Origin of the sequence: Bacteroides difficilis (genome assembly GCF_048319815.1) — a bacterium.
Lineage (GTDB): Bacteria > Bacteroidota > Bacteroidia > Bacteroidales > Bacteroidaceae > Bacteroides > Bacteroides zhangwenhongii.
This window is the reverse complement of sequence record NZ_CP182814.1, coordinates 1,820,742-1,840,983: the sequence shown is the minus strand read 5'-3', so window position 1 is coordinate 1,840,983 and position 20,242 is coordinate 1,820,742. Positions and strand designations below refer to the sequence as shown.

Sequence of the window (20,242 nt, the reverse complement as noted above, 5' to 3'; positions counted from 1 at the left end):
AGGTGACCAATGTCCCCTTATAAGAAGACAAATGGCACTTTATAGAATGACAAATATCACTTTGCAAAGTGACCACCCAAACAGGCAAAAACAAAATTTCTTAAGATACGAAATTAATATAAGAAAAACAAGAAAAGCGACATTAAAAGCCAAGTAAACTCACTCCTTTATAACAGCCGATAAACATCCCAAGCAACAACAAACGGAAAAGCATATTATCCTCGCAGTCTAAACTTTTTTGCGTAAAAAGTCCTTTCTAAGAAAAAAATCTCATATATTTGCAACGTGTTAAGTTAATAAATTGATTAAGGTCGATTTTTGACTGTTTCGAATCGGGAAGTATGGGGGTACTTTCCGATTCTCTTTTTTAGCCCGATTCTCTCTCCTTATTCCCTATTCATCGTATAAAAAAATAGCCCGAAAACTAAGTTTTCGGGCTATCCTTACTATTATAAAGCTATTCGCTCTTTACTTCTTTTCCGGTCTTGGCAACAAAACTTTTCTAGAAAGTTTGAATTTACCTGTTTTCGGATCGATATCGATCAACTTCACGTCAATCTCATCACCTTCCTTAATTCCGGCTTCTTCTACAGTCTCAAGACGTTTCCAATCAATTTCGGAGATGTGCAGCAAACCGTCTTTGCCCGGCAAGAATTCGATAAACGCACCATAAGGCATGATAGAACGAACTTTACCTTTATACACTTCGCCTACTTCGGGAACAGCAACAATCGCTTTGATCATGCGCATTGCGTCATCAATACATTTCTTATTTGTTCCTGAAACCTCGATACGTCCCATACCATCAATTTCCTCGATAGTAATCACAGCACCTGTCTCTTCCTGCATACCTTGAATAATCTTACCGCCAGGACCGATCACTGCACCGATAAATTCTTTAGGAATCGTCATTGTCTCGATGCGCGGAGCGTGTTCTTTCAGTTCAGCACGCGGCTCGGCAATTGTTTCGGTAATCTTGTTCAGGATGTGCATACGACCTTCTTTTGCTTGATTCAAAGCACGTTCCAAAATTTCGTATGACAGACCGTCTACCTTGATATCCATCTGAGTAGCAGTGATACCATCCTTTGTTCCGGTCACTTTGAAGTCCATATCTCCGAGATGATCCTCGTCACCGAGTATATCGGACAATACGGCATATTTTTCTTCACCCGGATTCTTAATCAGTCCCATAGCGATACCTGATACCGGCTTCTTGATCTTCACACCTGCATCCATCAATGCCAATGTACCGGCACATACGGTTGCCATAGAAGAAGAACCGTTAGATTCGAGGATATCGGAAACTACACGTACTACGTACGGATAGTCAGCAGGAATCTGTCCTTTCAAAGCACGCCAAGCCAGGTGACCGTGACCGATCTCGCGACGGCCTACACCACGCTGTGCTTTTGCTTCACCTGTAGAGAAAGGAGGGAAGTTATAATGCAACAGGAAACGTTCTTTTCCGTGTTCCAGAACATCGTCGATAATCTTTTCGTCCATCTTAGTACCCAACGTAACAGAAGTCAATGACTGAGTCTCGCCACGAGTAAAGATAGCGGATCCGTGAGGACCGGGCAACGGACCAACCTCACACCAGATCGGGCGGATTTCAGTAGTCTTACGGCCATCCAAACGCTTGCCTTCGTCAAGGATGGAACGGCGCATTGCTTCTTTTTCCACATCATGATAGTAACGGTCGATCAGAGGTCCTTTTTCTTCCAACTCTTCTTCAGAGAACTGAGCCTTGAACTCTTCACGGATAGCTTCGAAAGCGTCAAAACGCTCGTGCTTATTGTTATTTCCTGAAGCTGCTACGGCGTAAGCCTTGTCATAACAAGCCTCACGAACTGCCTTACGCAATTCTTCATCGTTCACTTCGTGGCAATATTCACGTTTTACCGTCTTACCTACCGCTTCTGTCAACTCCATCTGAGCCTTGCAATGAATCTTGATAGCTTCGTGAGCCACTTTCATGGCTTCCAGCAATTCAGCCTCAGACACTTCCTGCATTTCGCCTTCCACCATCATGATGTTCTCATAAGTAGCGGCAACCATAAGGTCCATATCTGCTTTTTCGAGTTGTTCAAAAGTCGGGTTGATAACGAACTGACCGTCGATACGTGCCACACGTACTTCAGAGATAGGTCCGTTGAACGGAATATCGGAAACGGCAAGTGCTGCAGAAGCTGCAAGTCCTGCCAACGCATCCGGCATATCTACACCATCAGCCGAGAAGAGGATGATGTTCACATATACCTCTGCATGATAATTATCAGGGAATAAAGGACGGAGAGCACGGTCAACGAGACGGCATGTCAGAATCTCATAGTCAGAAGCTCTACCTTCTCGCTTGGTGAAACCACCCGGGAAACGGCCGAATGCCGCAAATTTTTCTTTGTACTCTACCTGTAAAGGCATGAAATCTGTTCCGGGAACTGCATCTTTAGCGGCACAAACAGTAGCTAATAACATGGTGTTGCCCATGCGTAGCATTACAGAACCGTCTGCCTGTTTTGCCAACTTTCCCGTTTCGAGTGTAATGGTTCTTCCATCCGCCAACTCGATCGTCTTAACAATTGGGTTAATCATAAAAATTGTTTTATCTATACTTTTTCTTTCAAAATTCCTGCAAAGATATACATTTATCGTGGTAATCAGGTGGAAATGAGGTAAAAAGTTAGTTGCAAACCGATTTTTTTTCAAAATTAGGAGAAGAACACAACAAAATGCTTTGACTAATCTCGAAAAGAAGTATATTTGCAACTCGTAAATAACACACGCTATATGAAAAAGATAACTTTTGCAGCACTTGCCGCACTTACTATTACAGCTTGTAGTACCGGTCCTAAATTCCAGGTGAACGGGGATGTATCAGGAGCCGACGGCAAAATGCTTTATCTGGAAGCTTCCGGTCTGGAAGGTATTGTTCCGCTCGATTCAGTGAAACTGAAAGGTGAAGGTACATTCAGCTTTAAACAAGTTCGTCCCGAATCTCCCGAATTTTACCGTCTGCGGATAGACGACAAAGTAATCAACTTTTCTGTAGACTCTATCGAAACGGTTCAGATCAAAGCTCCGTATGTGGACTTCTCCACCGATTATACCGTAGAAGGTTCGGAAAACAGCAACAAGATAAAAGAACTGACGCTGAAACAAATCCGTCTCCAGAAAAATGTGGATGACCTGTTGGCTGCACTGCGCGGCAACAAGATAGGACACGATGTCTTTGAGGACAGTCTGGCAACATTGCTCGGTAAATATAAAGAGGACGTGAAAGTGAACTATATCTTCGCAGCTCCCAACACGGCAGCCGCCTATTTCGCACTGTTCCAGAAGCTGAACAATTATCTGATATTCGATCCGTTGAATAATAAAGATGACGTGAAATGTTTTGCAGCCGTAGCGACGAGCCTCAACAACACATTCCCCAATGCTGTACGCTCCAAGAATCTTTATAACATTGTTATCAAAGGTATGAAGAATACACGCCAGCCGCAAGCGAAAGCTTTGGAGATTCCGCAAGACAAAATTGTAGAAACAGGAATTATAGATATCGCATTGCGTGACGTAAAAGGAAATGTACGTAAGCTGACCGACTTGAAAGGTAAAGTCGTATTACTTGACTTCTCCGTGTTCCAGTCGCCGGCAGGTGCTCCCCACAACCTGATGCTTCGCGAACTATATAATACATACGCTTCGCAAGGTCTGGAAATTTACCAGGTATCTCTCGACGCGGACGAGCACTATTGGAAAACATCGGCCGCCAACCTTCCGTGGGTATGCGTACGCGATGGCAACGGAGTATATTCTACGAATGTAGCTGTATATAATGTACGCCAAGTACCGTCCATCTTCCTGATTAATCGCAACAACGAACTGAAACTTCGCGGCGAAGATATCAAAGATTTGGAAGCTGCCGTCAAGTCATTGCTCTAAAGTTGTTATAAATTAGCATATTTCATTTAAATATGTTACATAGCAGCTTTTTTAACTTGACACGTATCACTTAAAAGGCTATCTTTGCAAAGAAATAATGAAAAAGAGGGTTCCAACATGACTCATGTTGGAATTCTTTTTTGTTTATATGACCATAAAAAACAATTAAAGGAGGAAAACATCATGGCTTATATGTCAGAAGAAGGTTACAAAAAACTAATGGCGGAACTTAAAGAGCTGGAAACAGTGGAACGCCCGAAGATCTCTGCGGCAATAGCCGAAGCCAGAGATAAAGGAGACTTATCGGAAAATGCAGAATACGATGCCGCCAAAGAAGCGCAAGGTATGTTGGAAATGCGCATCAACAAATTGAAAACGGTGATCGCAGATGCAAAAATCATTGATGAGTCCAAACTCAAAACAGATTCCGTACAGATTTTAAATAAGGTGGAACTGAAGAACGTGAAGAACGGTATGAAAATGACTTATACCATTGTTTCTGAAAGCGAAGCTAACTTGAAGGAAGGCAAGATTTCCGTTAACACTCCGATTGCACAAGGACTGCTTGGCAAGAAGGTAGGTGAAGTTGCAGAAATTACAGTTCCGCAGGGCAAAATTGCATTGGAAGTAGTAAACATATCATTTTAACAAAAAGGCAAGTCTCCGTGTGAGGCTTGCCTTATTTTATCAATAAAAAGTTATGGCAACAATATTCAGCAGAATCATCGCAGGCGAAATCCCCTGCTACAAGGTGGCGGAAAACGAAAAGTTTTTTGCTTTCCTCGATATCAATCCGTTGGTAAAAGGACATACATTGGTAGTGCCCAAACAGGAAGTAGACTATATTTTCGATTTGAGCGATGAAGACCTGGCCGCAATGCACGTATTTGCAAAAAAGGTAGCCCGTGCCATCGAAAAAGCTTTCCCATGCCAAAAAGTGGGCGAAGCAGTTATCGGACTCGAAGTTCCTCACGCTCATATTCATTTAATTCCTATCCAAAAGGAATCGGATATGTTGTTCTCAAATCCGAAATTGAAATTGTCGGATGAAGAATTCAAGTCGATAGCACAAGCAATCAACTCCTCTCTATAAAACATGATGATGACATAAGCAAGAGGGCAGCCTGCGATGGGTTGCCCTCTTTTCTTTTCATACGGCAGAAGTAAATCGTTTCAAGCCGGTTTTGTACAGCTTTCCTTGCTTTCCGCCACTTCCACCAGGTAAACCCCGATGCAAATAAAGAGGATGGCAAACATTTGTGTCCAACTGAAGCGGTCTTGCCCCAATATCAAAGAAGCAACGGTCGCGACAATCAGAATCAAGTAACCATAAATGGCAACAACCGTCGTTTTCAGGTATTTCAATCCGACAGGAAGTAACATATAACTCAAAGTGGTCGGGAAAATCAGTACGAACATCAGCACAAGGAAAGGCGTCCAATGGAAAGGCATGGACAATACCGGAGCTTCAAATCCTGTAATCAGTGTCACTATGACAGCAGAAACGGCTGCGCCCGAAAATGTGTATTTAAGCATTGTCATCGCACCGATAGCGGTAAGTATACGCTGACTCAAAATGAGATAGACAGCATAAACGACAGAACTGAGAAGGCAAAGCATATTACCTAAAAAGGCGTCGGAGGCGAGGTCGTCACTCTGTTGGGTCAGGATGCAGACCAATGCGCCGGTCAATCCGATGGAGATACCAATTATCTTTTTTCTTGTCGCCTTTTCCTTATAAAAGAATACCATGATCAGAAATACCCAGATAGGTTGAAGGCTGGTAAAAATAGAGCTGGAGACAGGCGTTGTCTTACTCAAACCGGTCAGGTAGAGAAACATAAAGCCATAAAGCCCCCAAGCGCCTAATAAGAAAAGAAGCCATTTGTCTTTGGCAGTTGTCTTCTCCGGGGGCATGAAGCAGCTGATCACCCAAAATGCGACGGCAGCAAAAGTACATCGGAAAGCAGCCCCTGTCAGCGGACTCATCCACAAAGGCAGGAGGAACTTCAAGGCATTCACATTCAAACCACTAAACACTTTCGAGACAGCCATACTCAAGTTGGCCTCCAGTTTCTTATTCTTCATTTGTTATTTCAGTTGATCATTAAACAAAAAAGTATTACGGCGCAGATAAGCCCAACAGAAAGTGACAACGGTAATCACCAGATTGAATATAAAAGGAAATTCCTGAGACTTGGTATGAAATATCCATTGGAAGAAATCAACGATGAAAGGATAAAGTAAGATGGCAAGATAGTTCATCATCATTACAAATGCCAGTGCCAATGTGGCCTTTTCCGGCAATGCGGTATGCGTAGTCTTATCATAAAGCATGGGTTGGATAACACCATAGCCCAACCCCACAAACAGACATCCGGGAATAATCAGCCATTCAAGCGGAGCTATCCAAATGAGCAACAATCCCAATGCCATGAACAGCAAGCTGTATGCTTTGGTACGTTCTTTCAATGTAGCCGCAATCTTATCCAGACAGAATCCCGGAGCCATAATCGCCAGAAAGAAAAGAGAAATCATCAAGCCCGAATTTCCACTTGAGAAATGATGCTTCTCCATCAGGAAAGGCAGATTGAATATCACCGCCAATACGATATAAGTCGTCACTCCGTAGAAGAACATCAATTCTATCAAATGCTTCACATGGATACCATATTTACTACCGCCGGTATCTATCGCCGCCCGTTCTTCTTCCGAACTTGCACTATCCGCAGCGGCAACTTCCGGCCGGTCTTTCTTCAGACGACCGATCAACAGAATAGAAATCAGCGGAAGCAAATAGACCAGAAAGGGTAAATGCCAACTGACTTCCGCCAGATAACCGGTGACGGCAGTCGCTATCACCAACGTAAAATTAGTGATTGCTGAACTAAGGCCGAATTGTTTTACCCGGTAAGTTCCGGTAAAATACCTCGACACCAGACCGGTAGATAACGGAATAATCAGCCCAGCCCCGATACCCAGTAAGGCACTTACTACAATCAATTGCCACATCTTATTGGAAACCAGATACAACATACCGCTCACCGCAAAGAGCCAAAGTCCGATTTTCAGGATACGGACAAAGTCGACTTTCTCCGTCAACTTACCACCCAGCAGAATGAAAGGAATAATGAGCAAGGAAGGAAGCGAAGTCAACATCTGGATATCCAAATCCGTAGCTTCCGGAAATATCTTCGTAAGATCGCCCAATATAGGCGAAACGGCCAGCCCCGGCAGAGAAGTCAGTGCCGAAACAGACCAGATGGCTATTAAAGTGATAAGAGGAATCGTTCCTCTTCCCGTCTGTATTTTCATACGCAAATTCGTTAAAAGTTTAGGTTTGATGAGAACAATACTCATCGCATAAAGTTCAAAACGAATCCCCCCCTTAATAAACGCCAAATAATGTAAAAGCCGAAAACTTTCAAAACTGCCTGCTGTTGTTGTGGGAAATTCGACGGGGAAAATCCCCATCGCCCTAAACCTTTTAAAAAACAAATTAAGTATGGAAGATTTAAATTTCAGAAAAGGCGATGCTAAAACAGAAGCATTTGGTTCAGACAGAATGTTGCAACCCTCTCCGGTAGAGAAGATACCTGATGGACCTACTACTCCTGAAGTCGCCTACCAGATGGTAAAAGACGAAACATTCGCTCAGACTCAACCGCGCCTGAACCTGGCTACTTTCGTGACTACCTACATGGATGAATATGCTACCAAGCTGATGAACGAAGCCATCAACATTAACTACATTGACGAAACTGAGTATCCGCGTATCGCAGTGATGAACGGTAAATGTATCAACATCGTTGCCAACCTATGGAATTCTCCGGAAAAAGATACTTGGAAAACCGGTGCTCTGGCTATCGGTTCCTCAGAAGCTTGTATGCTGGGTGGTGTAGCTGCCTGGTTGCGCTGGCGTAAGAAAAGACAAGCTCAAGGTAAACCGTTTGATAAACCGAACTTTGTTATTTCTACAGGTTTCCAGGTTGTATGGGAGAAATTTGCACAGTTGTGGCAGATTGAAATGCGTGAAGTGCCTTTGACACTTGACAAAACCACACTCGACCCCGAAGAAGCCTTGAAAATGTGTGATGAGAATACAATTTGTATCGTACCTATCCAGGGTGTTACATGGACAGGACTGAACGATGACGTAGAAGCATTGGACAAAGCACTCGATGCTTACAACGCCAAGACCGGTTATGACATTCCTATCCACGTAGACGCTGCCAGCGGTGGTTTTATCCTTCCGTTCCTTTACCCGGAAACAAAATGGGACTTCCGCCTGAAATGGGTGCTTTCCATCAGTGTATCCGGTCATAAGTTCGGTCTGGTATATCCGGGACTCGGTTGGGTGGTTTGGAAAGGCAAAGAATATCTGCCAGAAGAGATGTCGTTCAGTGTAAATTATCTGGGTGCTAACATCACTCAAGTAGGTTTGAACTTCTCTCGCCCGGCTGCTCAGATTCTGGGACAGTACTACCAGTTCATCCGTTTAGGATTCCAAGGTTACAAAGAAGTACAGTACAACTCTTTGCAGATCGCTAAATACATCCATGACGAAATAGCCAAGATGGCTCCGTTCGTCAACTACTCTAACGAAGTGGTAAACCCGTTGTTCATCTGGTATCTGAAACCGGAATATGCAAAGAACGCTAAATGGACTTTGTATGATTTGCAGGATAAACTATCTCAACACGGTTGGATGGTTCCGGCTTATACATTGCCTTCCAAACTGGAAGATTATGTAGTGATGCGTGTCGTTGTCCGTCAGGGATTCAGCCGCGATATGGCAGATATGTTGCTGGGCGACATCAAGAACGCCATCGCAGAACTGGAAAAATTGGATTATCCTACTCCTACCCGCATAGCACAGGAGAAGAATCTTCCGGTAGAAGCTAAAATATTCAACCACGGCGGCCGTCGTAAAACAGCTAAAAAATAAAAGATCTATGAATAAAAAAGTAACACTCGCTCAATTGCAAGAAGTGGTACAGGAGGCATACGATCAGGTAAAGACGAATACGGGAGGCAAGAATGCCGACTATATTCCTTACTTGGCCAATGTCAACAAAGATCTCTTCGGAATCAGTGTCTGCCTGCTCAACGGGCAGACCATCCATGTGGGGGATACCGACTACCGCTTCGGAATAGAATCCGTATCCAAAGTACATACGGCTATCCTGGCTCTGCGCCAATATGGCGCTAAGGAAATATTGGACAAGATCGGAGCTGATGCGACAGGCTTGCCTTTCAACTCTATCATCGCCATCTTGCTGGAAAACGACCACCCGTCTACTCCATTGGTAAACGCCGGCGCCATCTCCGCTTGCAGTATGGTGAAACCAATAGGCGACTCTGCCAAGAAATGGGACGCCATCGTAGGAAACATAACCGACTTGTGCGGCAGTGCTCCTCAACTGATAGACGAATTGTACAAGTCCGAATCGGATACTAACTTCAACAACCGCTCCATTGCCTGGCTGCTGAAGAACTACAACCGTATCTATGATGATCCGGATATGTCCCTAGACCTTTATACGCGTCAATGTTCATTGGGAGTGACCGCATTGCAGCTTTCCATCGCTGCCGGAACAATCGCCAACGGCGGTGTGAATCCGGTGACCAAGAAAGAAGTGTTCGACGCCAGCTTGTCTCCTAAAATCACAGCCATGATTGCCGCGGTAGGTTTCTACGAACATACCGGCGACTGGATGTATACTTCCGGCATTCCGGCCAAGACAGGTGTAGGAGGTGGTGTGATGGGTGTGCTACCCGGACAGTTCGGTATCGCAGCATTCGCTCCTCCTTTGGATGGATCGGGTAACTCTGTAAAAGCACAGTTGGCTATCCAGTACATCATGAACAAACTAGGACTGAATGTATTCGGTCAGAATCATATCACGATCGTTGATTAAAAAGACTTTCCCGATAAAAAGTGAAGGGTTACTATTGCGCGATAGTAACCTTTTTCTATTACAATCTATCTATTTTACGATGTTAATTAACGAACTTTGAAAGAGATTGCGGGAACATCTCGTACAAAATGTTGTTATAACACTGACTTTAAAATATTTTTCACTTAAAACCTTAACTTATGGCAAATATTAAAAATGCAGTGAAGCTGGGTGTGTTTACCCTCGCTATCATGAACGTTACGGCAGTAGTATCATTGCGTGGACTACCGGCCGAGGCCGTATACGGAATGAGTTCGGCCTTTTACTATCTTTTTGCAGCTATTGTCTTTCTTATTCCTACATCGCTCGTCGCAGCAGAATTGGCGGCCATGTTCCAGGATAAACAAGGCGGTGTGTTCCGGTGGGTAGGTGAAGCCTACGGCAAGAAACTGGGATTCCTCGCCATTTGGGTACAATGGATTGAAAGTACAATCTGGTATCCCACAGTACTAACATTCGGTGCCGTATCCATCGCCTTCATCGGAATGAATGACGTACATGATATGTCACTGGCAAACAACAAGTATTACACGCTTGTCGTCGTACTTATCATCTATTGGCTGGCAACATTCATTTCCCTGAAAGGTATGAGCTGGGTTGGTAAAGTGGCTAAAATCGGCGGTTTGGTCGGTACGATTATTCCGGCCGGATTGTTGATTATCCTAGGTATCATTTATCTCGCAACAGGCGGACACTCTAACATGAATTTCGACAGCAGCTTCTTCCCCGACTTTACCAATTTCGACAATGTCGTTCTAGCCGCCAGTATCTTCTTGTTCTATGCCGGTATGGAAATGGGCGGTATCCACGTGAAAGATGTAGATAATCCATCCAAGAACTACCCGAAAGCAGTATTTATCGGTGCGCTTATCACCGTTCTTATCTTTGTGCTGGGTACTTTCGCACTTGGTGTTATCATCCCCGCAAATGATATTAACCTGACTCAGAGCTTACTTGTCGGTTTTGACAACTACTTCAAGTATATCCATGCTTCCTGGTTATCACCGATCATTGCCATCGCCCTTGCCTTCGGTGTATTGGCAGGTGTATTGACATGGGTTGCCGGTCCGTCAAAAGGTATCTTTGCCGTAGGTAAAGCCGGTTATATGCCTCCGTTCTTCCAGAAAACAAACAAACTGGGTGTACAGAAAAACATTCTGTTCGTGCAGGGTATAGCAGTAACTGTATTAAGTCTGTTGTTCGTCGTTATGCCTTCTGTACAGAGTTTCTACCAGATCCTGTCTCAGCTGACAGTGATTCTTTATCTTATCATGTATCTGCTGATGTTCTCCGGAGCAATCGCACTTCGTTATAAGATGAAAAAACTGAACCGCCCGTTCCGTATCGGTAAGAGTGGCAACGGTTTGATGTGGTTCGTCGGCGGACTCGGTTTCTGCGGATCATTGCTTGCCTTTATCCTTAGCTTTATCCCACCCAGCCAGATTTCTACAGGTAGCAACACTGTATGGTTCTCCGTACTGATTATCGGTGCTATCATTGTCGTTGTTGCTCCATTCATCATCTATGCAGCAAAGAAACCGTCTTGGGTAGACCCGAATTCCAATTTCGAACCGTTCCATTGGGAAGTACAGCCTCAAACTGCGAATATAGCTGCCGGTAGTGTCAGTACGGCAACTTCCAATGCGGCAACTTCTGGTGCAACAACTTCCAATGCAACAGCTTCCGGTGCTACTCCGTCAGGAAGTTCTAAGGTTTCAAGCGGAAGTGCAACCCCTAATAATACATCTCCGGAAACCGGAAACACCAAAAAGGAGATACCTAAGTCCTAAAAGGTAAAGGTATATCTCTGTATATAAAAAGTAATCCCGTATCGGCTATTCAGGTAGTTGATACGGGATATATATTATCTAAAAAATACAACTATTATTCTCCATATCAGAAATTGGCGAAAATTTCTTCCAAAGTTATTGCGGTATTAAAAAATATACTTATCTTTGCACCCGCAAACAAGAAAGGTGTCATAGCTCAGTTGGTAGAGCAAAGGACTGAAAATCCTTGTGTCCCCGGTTCGATTCCTGGTGACACCACTTCTTAAGCAATCGGAATGTAGCGCAGTTGGTAGCGCACTACGTTCGGGACGTAGGGGTCGGGCGTTCGAGTCGCCTCATTCCGACAATCAAAAGGGTAGCTTTCTGTTTTTCAGTAAGTTACCTTTTGTGTTTTAAAACACCAACCTATTATATCATGAAAAACAGATCCTTTATCTTTACAGCAGTAGCAGCTTCTCTTTTGTGCGTCAGTTGTACAAAGCCCCAAACCACTCTTTCAGAGAATGAACGACCGTTCAATCCACCTATTATGGGATGGAGTTCGTGGAACGCCTTTCTGGTAGACATCAGCGAAGACATTATTAAACATCAGGCCGACCTCATGGTGGAGAAAGGATTGAAAGATGCAGGCTATCAGTACATCAATGTAGATGACGGATACTTCGGCAAAAGGGATGAAAACGGAGTCATGCAAGCAAACGAGAAACGTTTTCCTAATGGCATGAAACCTGTGGCAGACCATATACACAGTTTGGGAATGAAGGCGGGACTCTATACGGATGCAGGGACTAGAACGTGCGGCTCTCTCTGGAACAAGGACTCTATAGGAATAGGAGCTGGTATCTACGGCCACGAACCGCAAGACGCCCAATTATACTTCGGCGACTGGGGCTTCGATTTCATCAAAATAGATTATTGCGGTGGAGAAGTGCTAGGACTGGATGAGAAAGAACGATATACCTCTATCCGCAACAGCATAGATAAAGTGAATAAAAATGTTTCCATAAACATCTGCCGATGGGCTTACCCCGGCACCTGGGCCAAAGACGCAGCAACTTCCTGGCGTATCAGCGGCGATATCAATGCACATTGGAATTCATTAAAATATGTAGTCGGGAAGAACCTCTACCTGTCTGCCTATGCCGGAAACGGACATTATAACGACATGGATATGATGGTGATCGGATTCCGTAACAATAGCAGAGTAGGCGGCAACGGTCTTACTCCGACCGAAGAGGAAGCCCATTTCGGCCTATGGTGTATCATGAGCTCTCCGTTACTCATCGGATGCGACTTGGAAAAAATGCCGGATTCTTCGCTCGAATTACTGAAAAATAAGGAATTAATCGCACTCAACCAAGATCCTTTGGGATTACAGGCATACGTAGCACAACATGAAAACGAAGGATACGTATTGGTGAAAGATATCGAGCAGAAACGTGGCAATGTGCGTGCCGTAGCATTGTACAACCCGTCCGACACCGTATGTAGATTCTCCGTTCCATTCTCTTCTTTGGAATTCGGTGGAAATGTGAAAGTGCGTGATTTAGTAAGACACAGTGATTTAGGCAGTTTTTCCGGTATTTTTGAGCAAACGCTCCCTGCCCACAGTGCCATGTTCCTCCGCATGGAAGGTGAGGCACGCCTGGAACCGACTTTGTATGAAGCGGAATGGGCTTACCTGCCTCTTTTCAATGACTTAGGCAAAAACGCCAAAGGTATCCAGTATGCTTATGACAAAGAAGCCTCCGGCAAAATGAAAGTTGGATTTCTTGGTGGAAAACCGGAGAACTATGCCGAATGGCGCGAAGTATATAGTGAAAACGGCGGACGTTATAATATGACCATCCACTATTCACACGGAAAAGGACGGCAGATAGAGGTAGATGTCAACGGTATCATCACAAAAATCAGCTCTTTGGGAGAGGACGATAATCACAGCCAAATCTCAATTCCGGTAGAACTGAAAGCCGGTTACAATACCATTCGGATCGGCAACAGCTACGATTGGGCACCGGACATAGACTGTTTCACATTGACAAAGACATTATAAATTGCAATAACAATAAATAGAAAAAGTGCAAAAAGGAGGAGCTAAGATCACTCTCCACTCCTCCCGTCACGACAAACAACTAAAATTATTCACTATTTGATGCCATCCAATGCTCTTTTAGCAGTAGCATTAGCGGGGTCTATAGCCAGAATTTTACTCCAGTAGTCCCTAGACGTCTCCTTGTTCGCTTTCGCTTCGGTCTTCAATGCCGGATTCTCGATAGCCAACAAATAATAATAGCCCAGATAACTGTAGCACTCAACCAAGGCAGCATTGTAACGAGGATCATTTTTACTTTCCAATAAAGTAGCCACTTCCTCATAGAAAGGTTTAGCCAATCCTAAAGTAGTCTCGGGGTCAAGTGCGGAATTGGCACGCGCCCTCCAGAAATTACCCAGATAGCTATCCGGTGCTGCCACTGCGATAGCTTGGAAAACAGAATCGGCAGACGCCAAAGCCTGTTTACGCTCTTCGACAGTGATTGTCAATGAATCAGATTGCGTACCCGCTCCATAATAAAGTCTGCCAAACTGGAACTGTAAGTCCGGAGTTTGCTTTGCCTTATCAAGAGATGAATAATATTTCCGGTAAGCACTGATCGCCTTTTTATAATCATTCTTCCGCTCGTAAGCAGCAGAGATGTTTTTGTATAAGTTCGTATTGGAGGGCTCCAATTGAACCGCCTTTTCATATTGTATCACAGCTTCATCATATTTTTTCAAATCTTCCAGCAGATGTCCGTAATACATATAGTCCAAATAAGAATAATCGGCTTTATCGGTTTCATTAAAGAAAATATCCGCAGCTTTCATCGCTTCGTCAAAACGCTTCAAGTCAGTATAATTATACATTGCCAGGCGGTTGAACGCAGCATGGCGAGGATTCTTTTGCAGTCCCATGTTGGCTACTTCAAGCGACTTCTCGAAATCATGGTTCAAGAATAAAGCAAACGCATACTTCACTAAATCCTCCTCAGTAGCTGCCGGTCCCATAGCAAAACGCGAATAAGCATCCGCAGCTTTGCTGAAATCATTCTTCAAATAATAAATCTCGGCCAGCTTCTTGTCTACACCGGTGTTAGACGGTTGCAAAGCTTTCAGTTGATTCAGCTTTTCGATAGCAAGACTCGAATTTGCCATCTTATAGATATCCGCAAATTTCAGATAAGCCGCCGCACAGCGCGGATTAAAGTAAATGGCTTCCTCATATTTTTGAGAAGCAAGACCGGCATTCTTCTGTTTGAGGGCAATATCTCCCTCCAATACGGCCGCATCAGCCGATTTGCCGTTCGCTTTTTTGGCAAGAGCCGCATATTGCTGAGCTTCCGGTATTTTGCCGGCTTCCAGATAAGCCTCACCGATAGCCACCAACAGCTCTATATTCTTTTTATTCTTGCCTTTTATCATTTGTTCAGCCTCTTCGGCCGCTTGTGCCGGATTCGCCTGAATAGTTTCTTTCAATTTTGCAACACCCGCTTTCCATTCGGAGGCAGGAGTTTGTGCATAGAGCGACCCAACTGCTATAAACGCTCCAGCTAAAAACATTTGTACTCGTTTCATGATAGTCTCTAATTTTAGTTATTATTCGTCATTCACATGGACTACACGTATCGGCTGAGTAGCCGGGACAAGTCCGGATTTTAATATGATGCGCTGCCCCTTGTCGGAGGTCATAAAAGAAGTGAATCCCCAAGGCAGCCCGTTGCGAGGATCATTCAGAATTGCATAAATCGGCCGTGCCAATGGATAATTGCCATAATACAAATAAGCCTGATAAGGTTTATAGCTGTTTCCGGGAGTCGCCACATCTTCGGCACTCACCGCCATCACCCTAATTTCCTCCCTGAAAGAGAGATTAGTAGTATCACTGCGGTTTCCCAACCAGTTCACACCTATCACACCTATCGCATCAGGATTCCGCGCTACATAATTTATCACCTGTTGATTTGTCCTCAAAGCACTCACATTTCCTTCCGCCAACGGTTTTCCGTTGCAGATCGAATCCATCGCAAAGCGTACTGTACTGGAGTTCTTATTGTCGAACACCACCCGAATACCTTTCAGACGGGAACCCGGATTCACCTGTTTCCAATCTTTCACTTCACCCGTCAAGATACGGCGGAAATCGCGCACACTCAACAATGAATCCGGATTCTCACGGTTCACAATCAGTGCCAGTCCATCCGTAGCCAGCTTAATCTCACGAGGATAAAACTTACGGCTGTGAAACGAATTCATTTCTTCCTCTGTCAGTGTCCGGGTTGCGATTGCCAACCGGACACTGTCTTTCAGAAGTAAATTAATCGCCTCTACTTCAGTAGTGTAGCGAGGAACAATTCCGGCCAGAGGATACAAACTCTCAAACACATCGATTTCTTCCTGCACAATGGGTTCGAAACTTTCATCCGCCGCAATAGCTATCACCCCGGACGAATACGTATCCGTCGGTCCGTCTTTCGATTTAGAACGGCAAGCACTTAATGCCGCCAGCAAAACGATTCCTATCAGCCAAAATTGTCTTTTCATCATCTTTTTATTGTAATCTGAACATTACCGGAACTGTAAACTTCACACGCACCGCCTTACCGTTCTGCTTGCCCGGAATCCACTTCGGCATACTCTTTACCACACGTACAGCTTCCTTATCCAGATAAGGATCTACACCACGTGCCACACGCACATCCGAAATAGTACCGTCGCGCTCTACGACAAACTGAATGATAACACGTCCTTGTGTTCCGTTCTCCTGTGCAATAGTAGGATATTTGATGTTTTTTCCCAGATAAACCATCAATTCCTGCATTCCGCCCGGGAAGGCAGGCATCTGTTCTACCATATCGAACACTTTTTCCGGTTCCGGCTCAGCCTGTGTTACTACCTGCTTCAAGTCGGCGATATCCGCACCATTCTCTTCATCATTACCTTTCACATCGGCAATGGAGATCGCTACTTTAGTAGAAGTCAACTCTTCCTGACTCTTGATCTCATTATCCTCGTGCACCTCTTCATCCTTCTTGATGACGGGAGCCGTAAACTTAATAGAACTCTTCAATGCAGGGGGGGGAGGAGCTACAGGTTCTACTCGCTTCATCTCTTCCTGCTTGATTTCCGGTTCTTCCAATTTCGACAGAGTAGTAACCTCCGTCATCACTTCCTTTTGTTTCGGAGTTGCCAACTTGAGCAACGTAGGAATCGTAAACCCGATCAATGCGATGACCAATACAGCAAACATTGCCAGATTATGCCGTTTTGTCGAATTGGCACGCATCTTATAGGCACCATACGCCTGATTCTTGCCTTCAAAAATCAGTTGACACCATTCCGAAGAAGTCAAATCTATTTTTGCCATTTTACTTTTCTGTTTTAGGTGTTACATCATTTATCGGCCAGATTCTGTGACAAGGCACCCTTCTCATCGAAATTCTTCATCAAGAATTCGTCTGCTTCGGCAATGTCCGTAATCACATACTTACCTATATTACATATCTGCATCTCGTCCAGCGCGTCAATCAGATTCTTATAAGAAGCATCATCCGTCGCCTTGATAATCACGGTCGGCGTATCTTTTCCGCTCTTAATTTCGGAAACCTGTTTCCGGTATTCCTCTTCTGAAATCTTAAGGTCCAGCTTCTGCTGCTTCAAAGCCCTCACTTTGTTCACGGCAGCCGCATTCTTCTGAAGAAGTATGGAACGTATTCCATCCGGAGTGTAACTCGTCTCTTTCAGCGAAGTGTAATCCTTATAGTTCGGTTCACCCTCGTAGTAATAGAGCTTATTGTCCGCTCCTAGCAGCAATGTGATTGCCTGCGAAGCCTTCACCATACTCTTCTGTTGTTCTGTTATACTCTTATCATTACTCGGCATGCTTATCTCCATCGTCTGAGGCTTGCTCAGGGTGGTACAAAGCATAAAGAAAGTAATCAGCAACATATTCATATCCACCATCGGAGTGAAATCCACCCGCACGGCAAACTTTTTCTGTTTGCTCTTTCCATTTTTTCCGCCGCTCTCTTGTACTTCAGCACTCATACTGTTTTCCTCCTTTCTATTCTTCAGATTCCCCTTTGAGAGAAGTAATCAGGTTGTACCGGTTCTCTCTCAAATCCTGAAGTGAGTTCATAACGTTCTTTATCACCGAGTATGGAGTAGATGCATCCGCCTTGATAGCGATTCGCAAATCAGCGTTGGCTGCACGCGCATTGCGTACCCATGCCTTAAACTGGTTGTCGGTACTATCACATGGAATTCCTTCGTTTTTAAGAATCTTATCCCGTTGTTCTTCAGGAAGATCGAGGAATTTCTGCATACTTCTGATAGGCACTCCGAAAGTGGAAGCTAACGTAAACCGCTTCTGCTGTTCCGGAGTAAACTTAATGCCATACTCTTCACCCATGCTCTCCAAAACAGCCTGCATATCCTGCTGTTTGTCGAGGCTCATAAATATCTTTCCGCTAGGATCTACCAGAATCTGGAGCACGTTTGTCTCCGGAATCTTGATTTCCGATACGGAAGCCGGAGTGTTTACCTGCACCGGTTCTTTCTTCACGAATGTTGAAGTCAACATAAAGAAGGTAAGAAGCAATACAGTAACGTCACTCATAGCGGTCATATCTATGAACGTACTTTTCTTTTTAATTTGCGCTCTACCCATGATTTATAGATTTTAAAGGGTCCGCAGAATTAGTGAGTAGCGGCAAAAGTTTGCACGATAGAGAATCCGACTTCGTCGAGACCGTAAGTCAGTTTATCAATTTTGTTAGTGTAATAGTTGTAGGAAATAACAGCCAATGCACCGGTCAAGATACCGAAAGCAGTGTTAATCAAGGCTTCGGAAATACCTTGTGACAGAGCCATAGAGTCAGCACCACCACCTGCAGACAAAGCGGCAAACGAACGGATCATACCGATTACAGTACCGAGCAATCCCATCAATGTACCCAATGTAGTGATTGTGGCAATAATCGGAAGATTCTGTTGCATCATAGGCATTTCCAATGCAGTAGCCTCTTCCAGCTCTTTCTGGATTGCCAATAACTTCTGCTCCTTAGACAAAGCAGTATTCTTCTCCATTTCGTCATATTTACGAAGAGTGGAAGTAACCACATTAGCTACCGAACCTTTCTGATTATCACAGATTTCCTGCGCTTTCTTAATATCCCCCTCAGCCAATGCAGCTTTGATATTAGCAACGAATTTAGCTAAAGAACCTTTTCCGAAAGCAGAGCGGAGAGCAAAATAGCGTTCGATACTCAATGCAAGTACAGTCAACAGCAATGTCTGAATGACAGGCACGATAATACCACCTTTGTAAATAGTACCCAAAAAGTTTCCTGGCAACGGGTGATTGTTCGGATCATTGTTCATAAAGTTTGACGGATTTCCCAATAGGAAATGATAAATACATACTGCCAGAATAAAACAGCAGATAATAACGATACCGGCATTCTTTATACCTACGACATGAGTTTTTTTAGTAGTTTCCATAATAAGTTTTTTGTTAAGATATTAATTTTAGTTATTTAGAAAAAATTGTCAACAGAATTAGACACACTGCGCTATAGACCCGGTAACTTTTTAGATACAAAAAGCCACACAGTTCATACAGGGTATGAAAAGTAAATTACTAATTGAAGTGAAGGGAATAAATACTAAATAAGGATACGTCTCAGAGCGAACACATAATAGTCGCTGCAGATAATGGAATAATGAGGATCCTTATCCGAGTAATAGGATTTACTTTGATCTAATACCAGTGAGTTTTCTCTCAACAAGAAAAACTTATTAATAATGTCTTTCAAAGAGTCATTAATTTCAATGATTCTACGCAGACGATAATTAGAATTCGTTTCGGAAACAGGCTTAAAGCCCAATTCTACATCAGAAATGGATAAAGACTGTGTGTTATCATAATCCACATGATGACCACCTACAGAAGAACGATGATTAGTATTGTCTGAAGATGATTCAGAGAACTGACAAGTCGATTCACAACTAGATATGCAAGTAGAGAAATCCATAGCATTTCCACTTATGCTAAAAGATAGCATCAGCAGAACACAAGCCAATATGAATCTCGGAGAACTTTTCATTATATCTTAGTTGTTATTTATTAGTCTTACCTAATTCGGTCGCAAATATAGTCATTAAATTGATTAAGTTTATCATCATTCACATCATTTAAACTATAAATCTTAATCATACTATTAGAACAAGCCAGAAAGGATTTTGTTTCCAAAGAAAGCCATTTAATATCTTAAAAAAGATTTATAACAATCATTTTCAGAAGCGACAGAAAACAGAAAGCCCCTTGAGTCATTGCTGAATCAAGGGGCTTCTTAAAAAACGGCGGCTACCTACTCTCCCACTGTTACGCAGTACCATCGGCGTGACGAGGCTTAACTTCTCTGTTCGGAATGGGAAGAGGTGGAACCCTCGTGCTATAACCACCTGAATAAGGTTATGACATGATGAAAAGTAAAATCTCAGTGTATTACCCGT

Annotated in this window: 17 protein-coding genes, 2 tRNA genes and 1 rRNA gene; 9 read left to right on the top strand and 11 right to left on the bottom strand. The window is 43.7% G+C overall.

Features of this window, described 5'->3' with window-relative positions:
- Positions 1-468: 468 nt before the first annotated feature.
- The gene (gene pnp, locus ACNOGP_RS06820; RefSeq protein ID WP_007767627.1) at positions 469-2,595 is read right to left on the bottom strand and encodes a polyribonucleotide nucleotidyltransferase; all 2,127 of its coding nucleotides are present in this window, start codon (positions 2,593-2,595) and stop codon (positions 469-471) included.
- Positions 2,596-2,790: 195 nt separating this feature from the next.
- On the opposite strand from pnp, the gene ACNOGP_RS06815 reads away from it, so the two are divergent.
- The 3 genes from ACNOGP_RS06815 to ACNOGP_RS06805 all read left to right on the top strand — a co-directional run bounded on the left by ACNOGP_RS06815 (position 2,791) and on the right by ACNOGP_RS06805 (position 5,035).
- A complete protein-coding gene (locus tag ACNOGP_RS06815) occupies positions 2,791-3,942 on the top strand; it encodes a DUF4369 domain-containing protein (RefSeq protein WP_195533820.1) in 1,152 nt (383 codons plus the stop codon).
- A gap of 183 nt (positions 3,943-4,125) precedes the next feature.
- On the top strand, positions 4,126-4,590 hold the full coding sequence (greA, locus tag ACNOGP_RS06810; protein ID WP_007756719.1) for a transcription elongation factor GreA: 465 nt from the start codon (positions 4,126-4,128) through the stop codon (positions 4,588-4,590).
- A 52-nt stretch (positions 4,591-4,642) separates the two neighbouring features.
- Positions 4,643-5,035, top strand: coding sequence for an HIT family protein (locus tag ACNOGP_RS06805; protein ID WP_007756718.1), 393 nt, complete (start codon positions 4,643-4,645; stop codon positions 5,033-5,035).
- A gap of 80 nt (positions 5,036-5,115) precedes the next feature.
- Here the strand turns inward: ACNOGP_RS06805 and ACNOGP_RS06800 are convergent, their stop codons facing one another.
- Both ACNOGP_RS06800 and ACNOGP_RS06795 read right to left on the bottom strand, forming a co-directional pair.
- Complete coding sequence (locus ACNOGP_RS06800; RefSeq protein WP_418214383.1) at positions 5,116-6,030, bottom strand: DMT family transporter; 915 nt, start codon at positions 6,028-6,030, stop codon at positions 5,116-5,118.
- 3 nt (positions 6,031-6,033) lie between these two features.
- A complete protein-coding gene (locus tag ACNOGP_RS06795) occupies positions 6,034-7,257 on the bottom strand; it encodes an MFS transporter (RefSeq protein ID WP_418214382.1) in 1,224 nt (407 codons plus the stop codon).
- Between the two features lie 190 nt (positions 7,258-7,447).
- Between ACNOGP_RS06795 and ACNOGP_RS06790 the strand changes: the two genes are divergently transcribed.
- The 6 genes from ACNOGP_RS06790 to ACNOGP_RS06765 all read left to right on the top strand — a co-directional run bounded on the left by ACNOGP_RS06790 (position 7,448) and on the right by ACNOGP_RS06765 (position 13,745).
- Positions 7,448-8,890: a glutamate decarboxylase gene (locus ACNOGP_RS06790; RefSeq protein WP_143865334.1), complete on the top strand. Its 1,443-nt coding sequence runs from the start codon at positions 7,448-7,450 to the stop codon at positions 8,888-8,890.
- A gap of 7 nt (positions 8,891-8,897) precedes the next feature.
- Positions 8,898-9,863 carry a glutaminase A gene (gene glsA, locus ACNOGP_RS06785; RefSeq protein WP_007767643.1) on the top strand — a complete coding sequence of 322 codons (966 nt, stop codon included), beginning with the start codon at positions 8,898-8,900 and terminating at the stop codon, positions 9,861-9,863.
- Positions 9,864-10,042: 179 nt separating this feature from the next.
- Positions 10,043-11,692 carry a putative glutamine/gamma-aminobutyrate antiporter GadC gene (gene gadC / locus ACNOGP_RS06780; RefSeq protein ID WP_418214381.1) on the top strand — a complete coding sequence of 550 codons (1,650 nt, stop codon included), beginning with the start codon at positions 10,043-10,045 and terminating at the stop codon, positions 11,690-11,692.
- Between the two features lie 185 nt (positions 11,693-11,877).
- Positions 11,878-11,950: transfer RNA gene (locus tag ACNOGP_RS06775), tRNA-Phe, on the top strand.
- A 13-nt stretch (positions 11,951-11,963) separates the two neighbouring features.
- Positions 11,964-12,036: transfer RNA gene (locus ACNOGP_RS06770), tRNA-Pro, on the top strand.
- A 71-nt stretch (positions 12,037-12,107) separates the two neighbouring features.
- Positions 12,108-13,745, top strand: a complete 1,638-nt coding sequence (locus tag ACNOGP_RS06765) for an alpha-galactosidase D (RefSeq protein ID WP_418214380.1) — start codon at positions 12,108-12,110, stop codon at positions 13,743-13,745.
- Between the two features lie 92 nt (positions 13,746-13,837).
- Here ACNOGP_RS06765 and ACNOGP_RS06760 read toward each other — a convergent pair whose 3' ends face one another.
- The 8 genes from ACNOGP_RS06760 to rrf form a co-directional block, all read right to left on the bottom strand.
- Positions 13,838-15,304 carry a tetratricopeptide repeat protein gene (locus ACNOGP_RS06760; RefSeq protein WP_418214379.1) on the bottom strand — a complete coding sequence of 489 codons (1,467 nt, stop codon included), beginning with the start codon at positions 15,302-15,304 and terminating at the stop codon, positions 13,838-13,840.
- Positions 15,305-15,325: 21 nt separating this feature from the next.
- Complete coding sequence (locus ACNOGP_RS06755; RefSeq protein WP_418214378.1) at positions 15,326-16,273, bottom strand: PstS family phosphate ABC transporter substrate-binding protein; 948 nt, start codon at positions 16,271-16,273, stop codon at positions 15,326-15,328.
- 4 nt (positions 16,274-16,277) lie between these two features.
- On the bottom strand, positions 16,278-17,093 hold the full coding sequence (locus ACNOGP_RS06750) for an energy transducer TonB (RefSeq protein WP_007758107.1): 816 nt from the start codon (positions 17,091-17,093) through the stop codon (positions 16,278-16,280).
- 26 nt (positions 17,094-17,119) lie between these two features.
- Positions 17,120-17,773: an ExbD/TolR family protein gene (locus ACNOGP_RS06745; protein WP_186927314.1), complete on the bottom strand. Its 654-nt coding sequence runs from the start codon at positions 17,771-17,773 to the stop codon at positions 17,120-17,122.
- Positions 17,774-17,789: 16 nt separating this feature from the next.
- The gene (locus ACNOGP_RS06740) at positions 17,790-18,395 is read right to left on the bottom strand and encodes an ExbD/TolR family protein (protein WP_007767754.1); all 606 of its coding nucleotides are present in this window, start codon (positions 18,393-18,395) and stop codon (positions 17,790-17,792) included.
- A 29-nt stretch (positions 18,396-18,424) separates the two neighbouring features.
- A complete protein-coding gene (locus ACNOGP_RS06735; RefSeq protein WP_143865346.1) occupies positions 18,425-19,228 on the bottom strand; it encodes a MotA/TolQ/ExbB proton channel family protein in 804 nt (267 codons plus the stop codon).
- Between the two features lie 164 nt (positions 19,229-19,392).
- The gene (locus tag ACNOGP_RS06730) at positions 19,393-19,833 is read right to left on the bottom strand and encodes a hypothetical protein (RefSeq protein WP_186968508.1); all 441 of its coding nucleotides are present in this window, start codon (positions 19,831-19,833) and stop codon (positions 19,393-19,395) included.
- 251 nt (positions 19,834-20,084) lie between these two features.
- Positions 20,085-20,195: ribosomal RNA gene (rrf, locus tag ACNOGP_RS06725) — 5S ribosomal RNA — on the bottom strand.
- Positions 20,196-20,242: the final 47 nt, after the last annotated feature.

What these genes read in the sequence shown, in the direction of transcription:
- ACNOGP_RS06800 (WP_418214383.1), bottom strand. Translation starts at nt 6,030, where the DNA reads ATGAAGAATAAGAAACTGGAGGCCAACTTGAGTATGGCTGTCTCGAAA.
- ACNOGP_RS06795 (WP_418214382.1), bottom strand. Translation starts at nt 7,257, where the DNA reads ATGAAAATACAGACGGGAAGAGGAACGATTCCTCTTATCACTTTAATA.
- ACNOGP_RS06750 (WP_007758107.1), bottom strand. Translation starts at nt 17,093, where the DNA reads ATGGCAAAAATAGATTTGACTTCTTCGGAATGGTGTCAACTGATTTTT.
- ACNOGP_RS06760 (WP_418214379.1), bottom strand. Translation starts at nt 15,304, where the DNA reads ATGAAACGAGTACAAATGTTTTTAGCTGGAGCGTTTATAGCAGTTGGG.
- ACNOGP_RS06745 (WP_186927314.1), bottom strand. Translation starts at nt 17,773, where the DNA reads ATGAGTGCTGAAGTACAAGAGAGCGGCGGAAAAAATGGAAAGAGCAAA.
- ACNOGP_RS06735 (WP_143865346.1), bottom strand. Translation starts at nt 19,228, where the DNA reads ATGGAAACTACTAAAAAAACTCATGTCGTAGGTATAAAGAATGCCGGT.
- gadC (WP_418214381.1), top strand. Translation starts at nt 10,043, where the DNA reads ATGGCAAATATTAAAAATGCAGTGAAGCTGGGTGTGTTTACCCTCGCT.
- greA (WP_007756719.1), top strand. Translation starts at nt 4,126, where the DNA reads ATGGCTTATATGTCAGAAGAAGGTTACAAAAAACTAATGGCGGAACTT.
- ACNOGP_RS06740 (WP_007767754.1), bottom strand. Translation starts at nt 18,395, where the DNA reads ATGGGTAGAGCGCAAATTAAAAAGAAAAGTACGTTCATAGATATGACC.
- ACNOGP_RS06755 (WP_418214378.1), bottom strand. Translation starts at nt 16,273, where the DNA reads ATGATGAAAAGACAATTTTGGCTGATAGGAATCGTTTTGCTGGCGGCA.
- pnp (WP_007767627.1), bottom strand. Translation starts at nt 2,595, where the DNA reads ATGATTAACCCAATTGTTAAGACGATCGAGTTGGCGGATGGAAGAACC.
- ACNOGP_RS06815 (WP_195533820.1), top strand. Translation starts at nt 2,791, where the DNA reads ATGAAAAAGATAACTTTTGCAGCACTTGCCGCACTTACTATTACAGCT.
- ACNOGP_RS06730 (WP_186968508.1), bottom strand. Translation starts at nt 19,833, where the DNA reads ATGAAAAGTTCTCCGAGATTCATATTGGCTTGTGTTCTGCTGATGCTA.
- glsA (WP_007767643.1), top strand. Translation starts at nt 8,898, where the DNA reads ATGAATAAAAAAGTAACACTCGCTCAATTGCAAGAAGTGGTACAGGAG.
- ACNOGP_RS06790 (WP_143865334.1), top strand. Translation starts at nt 7,448, where the DNA reads ATGGAAGATTTAAATTTCAGAAAAGGCGATGCTAAAACAGAAGCATTT.
- ACNOGP_RS06765 (WP_418214380.1), top strand. Translation starts at nt 12,108, where the DNA reads ATGAAAAACAGATCCTTTATCTTTACAGCAGTAGCAGCTTCTCTTTTG.
- ACNOGP_RS06805 (WP_007756718.1), top strand. Translation starts at nt 4,643, where the DNA reads ATGGCAACAATATTCAGCAGAATCATCGCAGGCGAAATCCCCTGCTAC.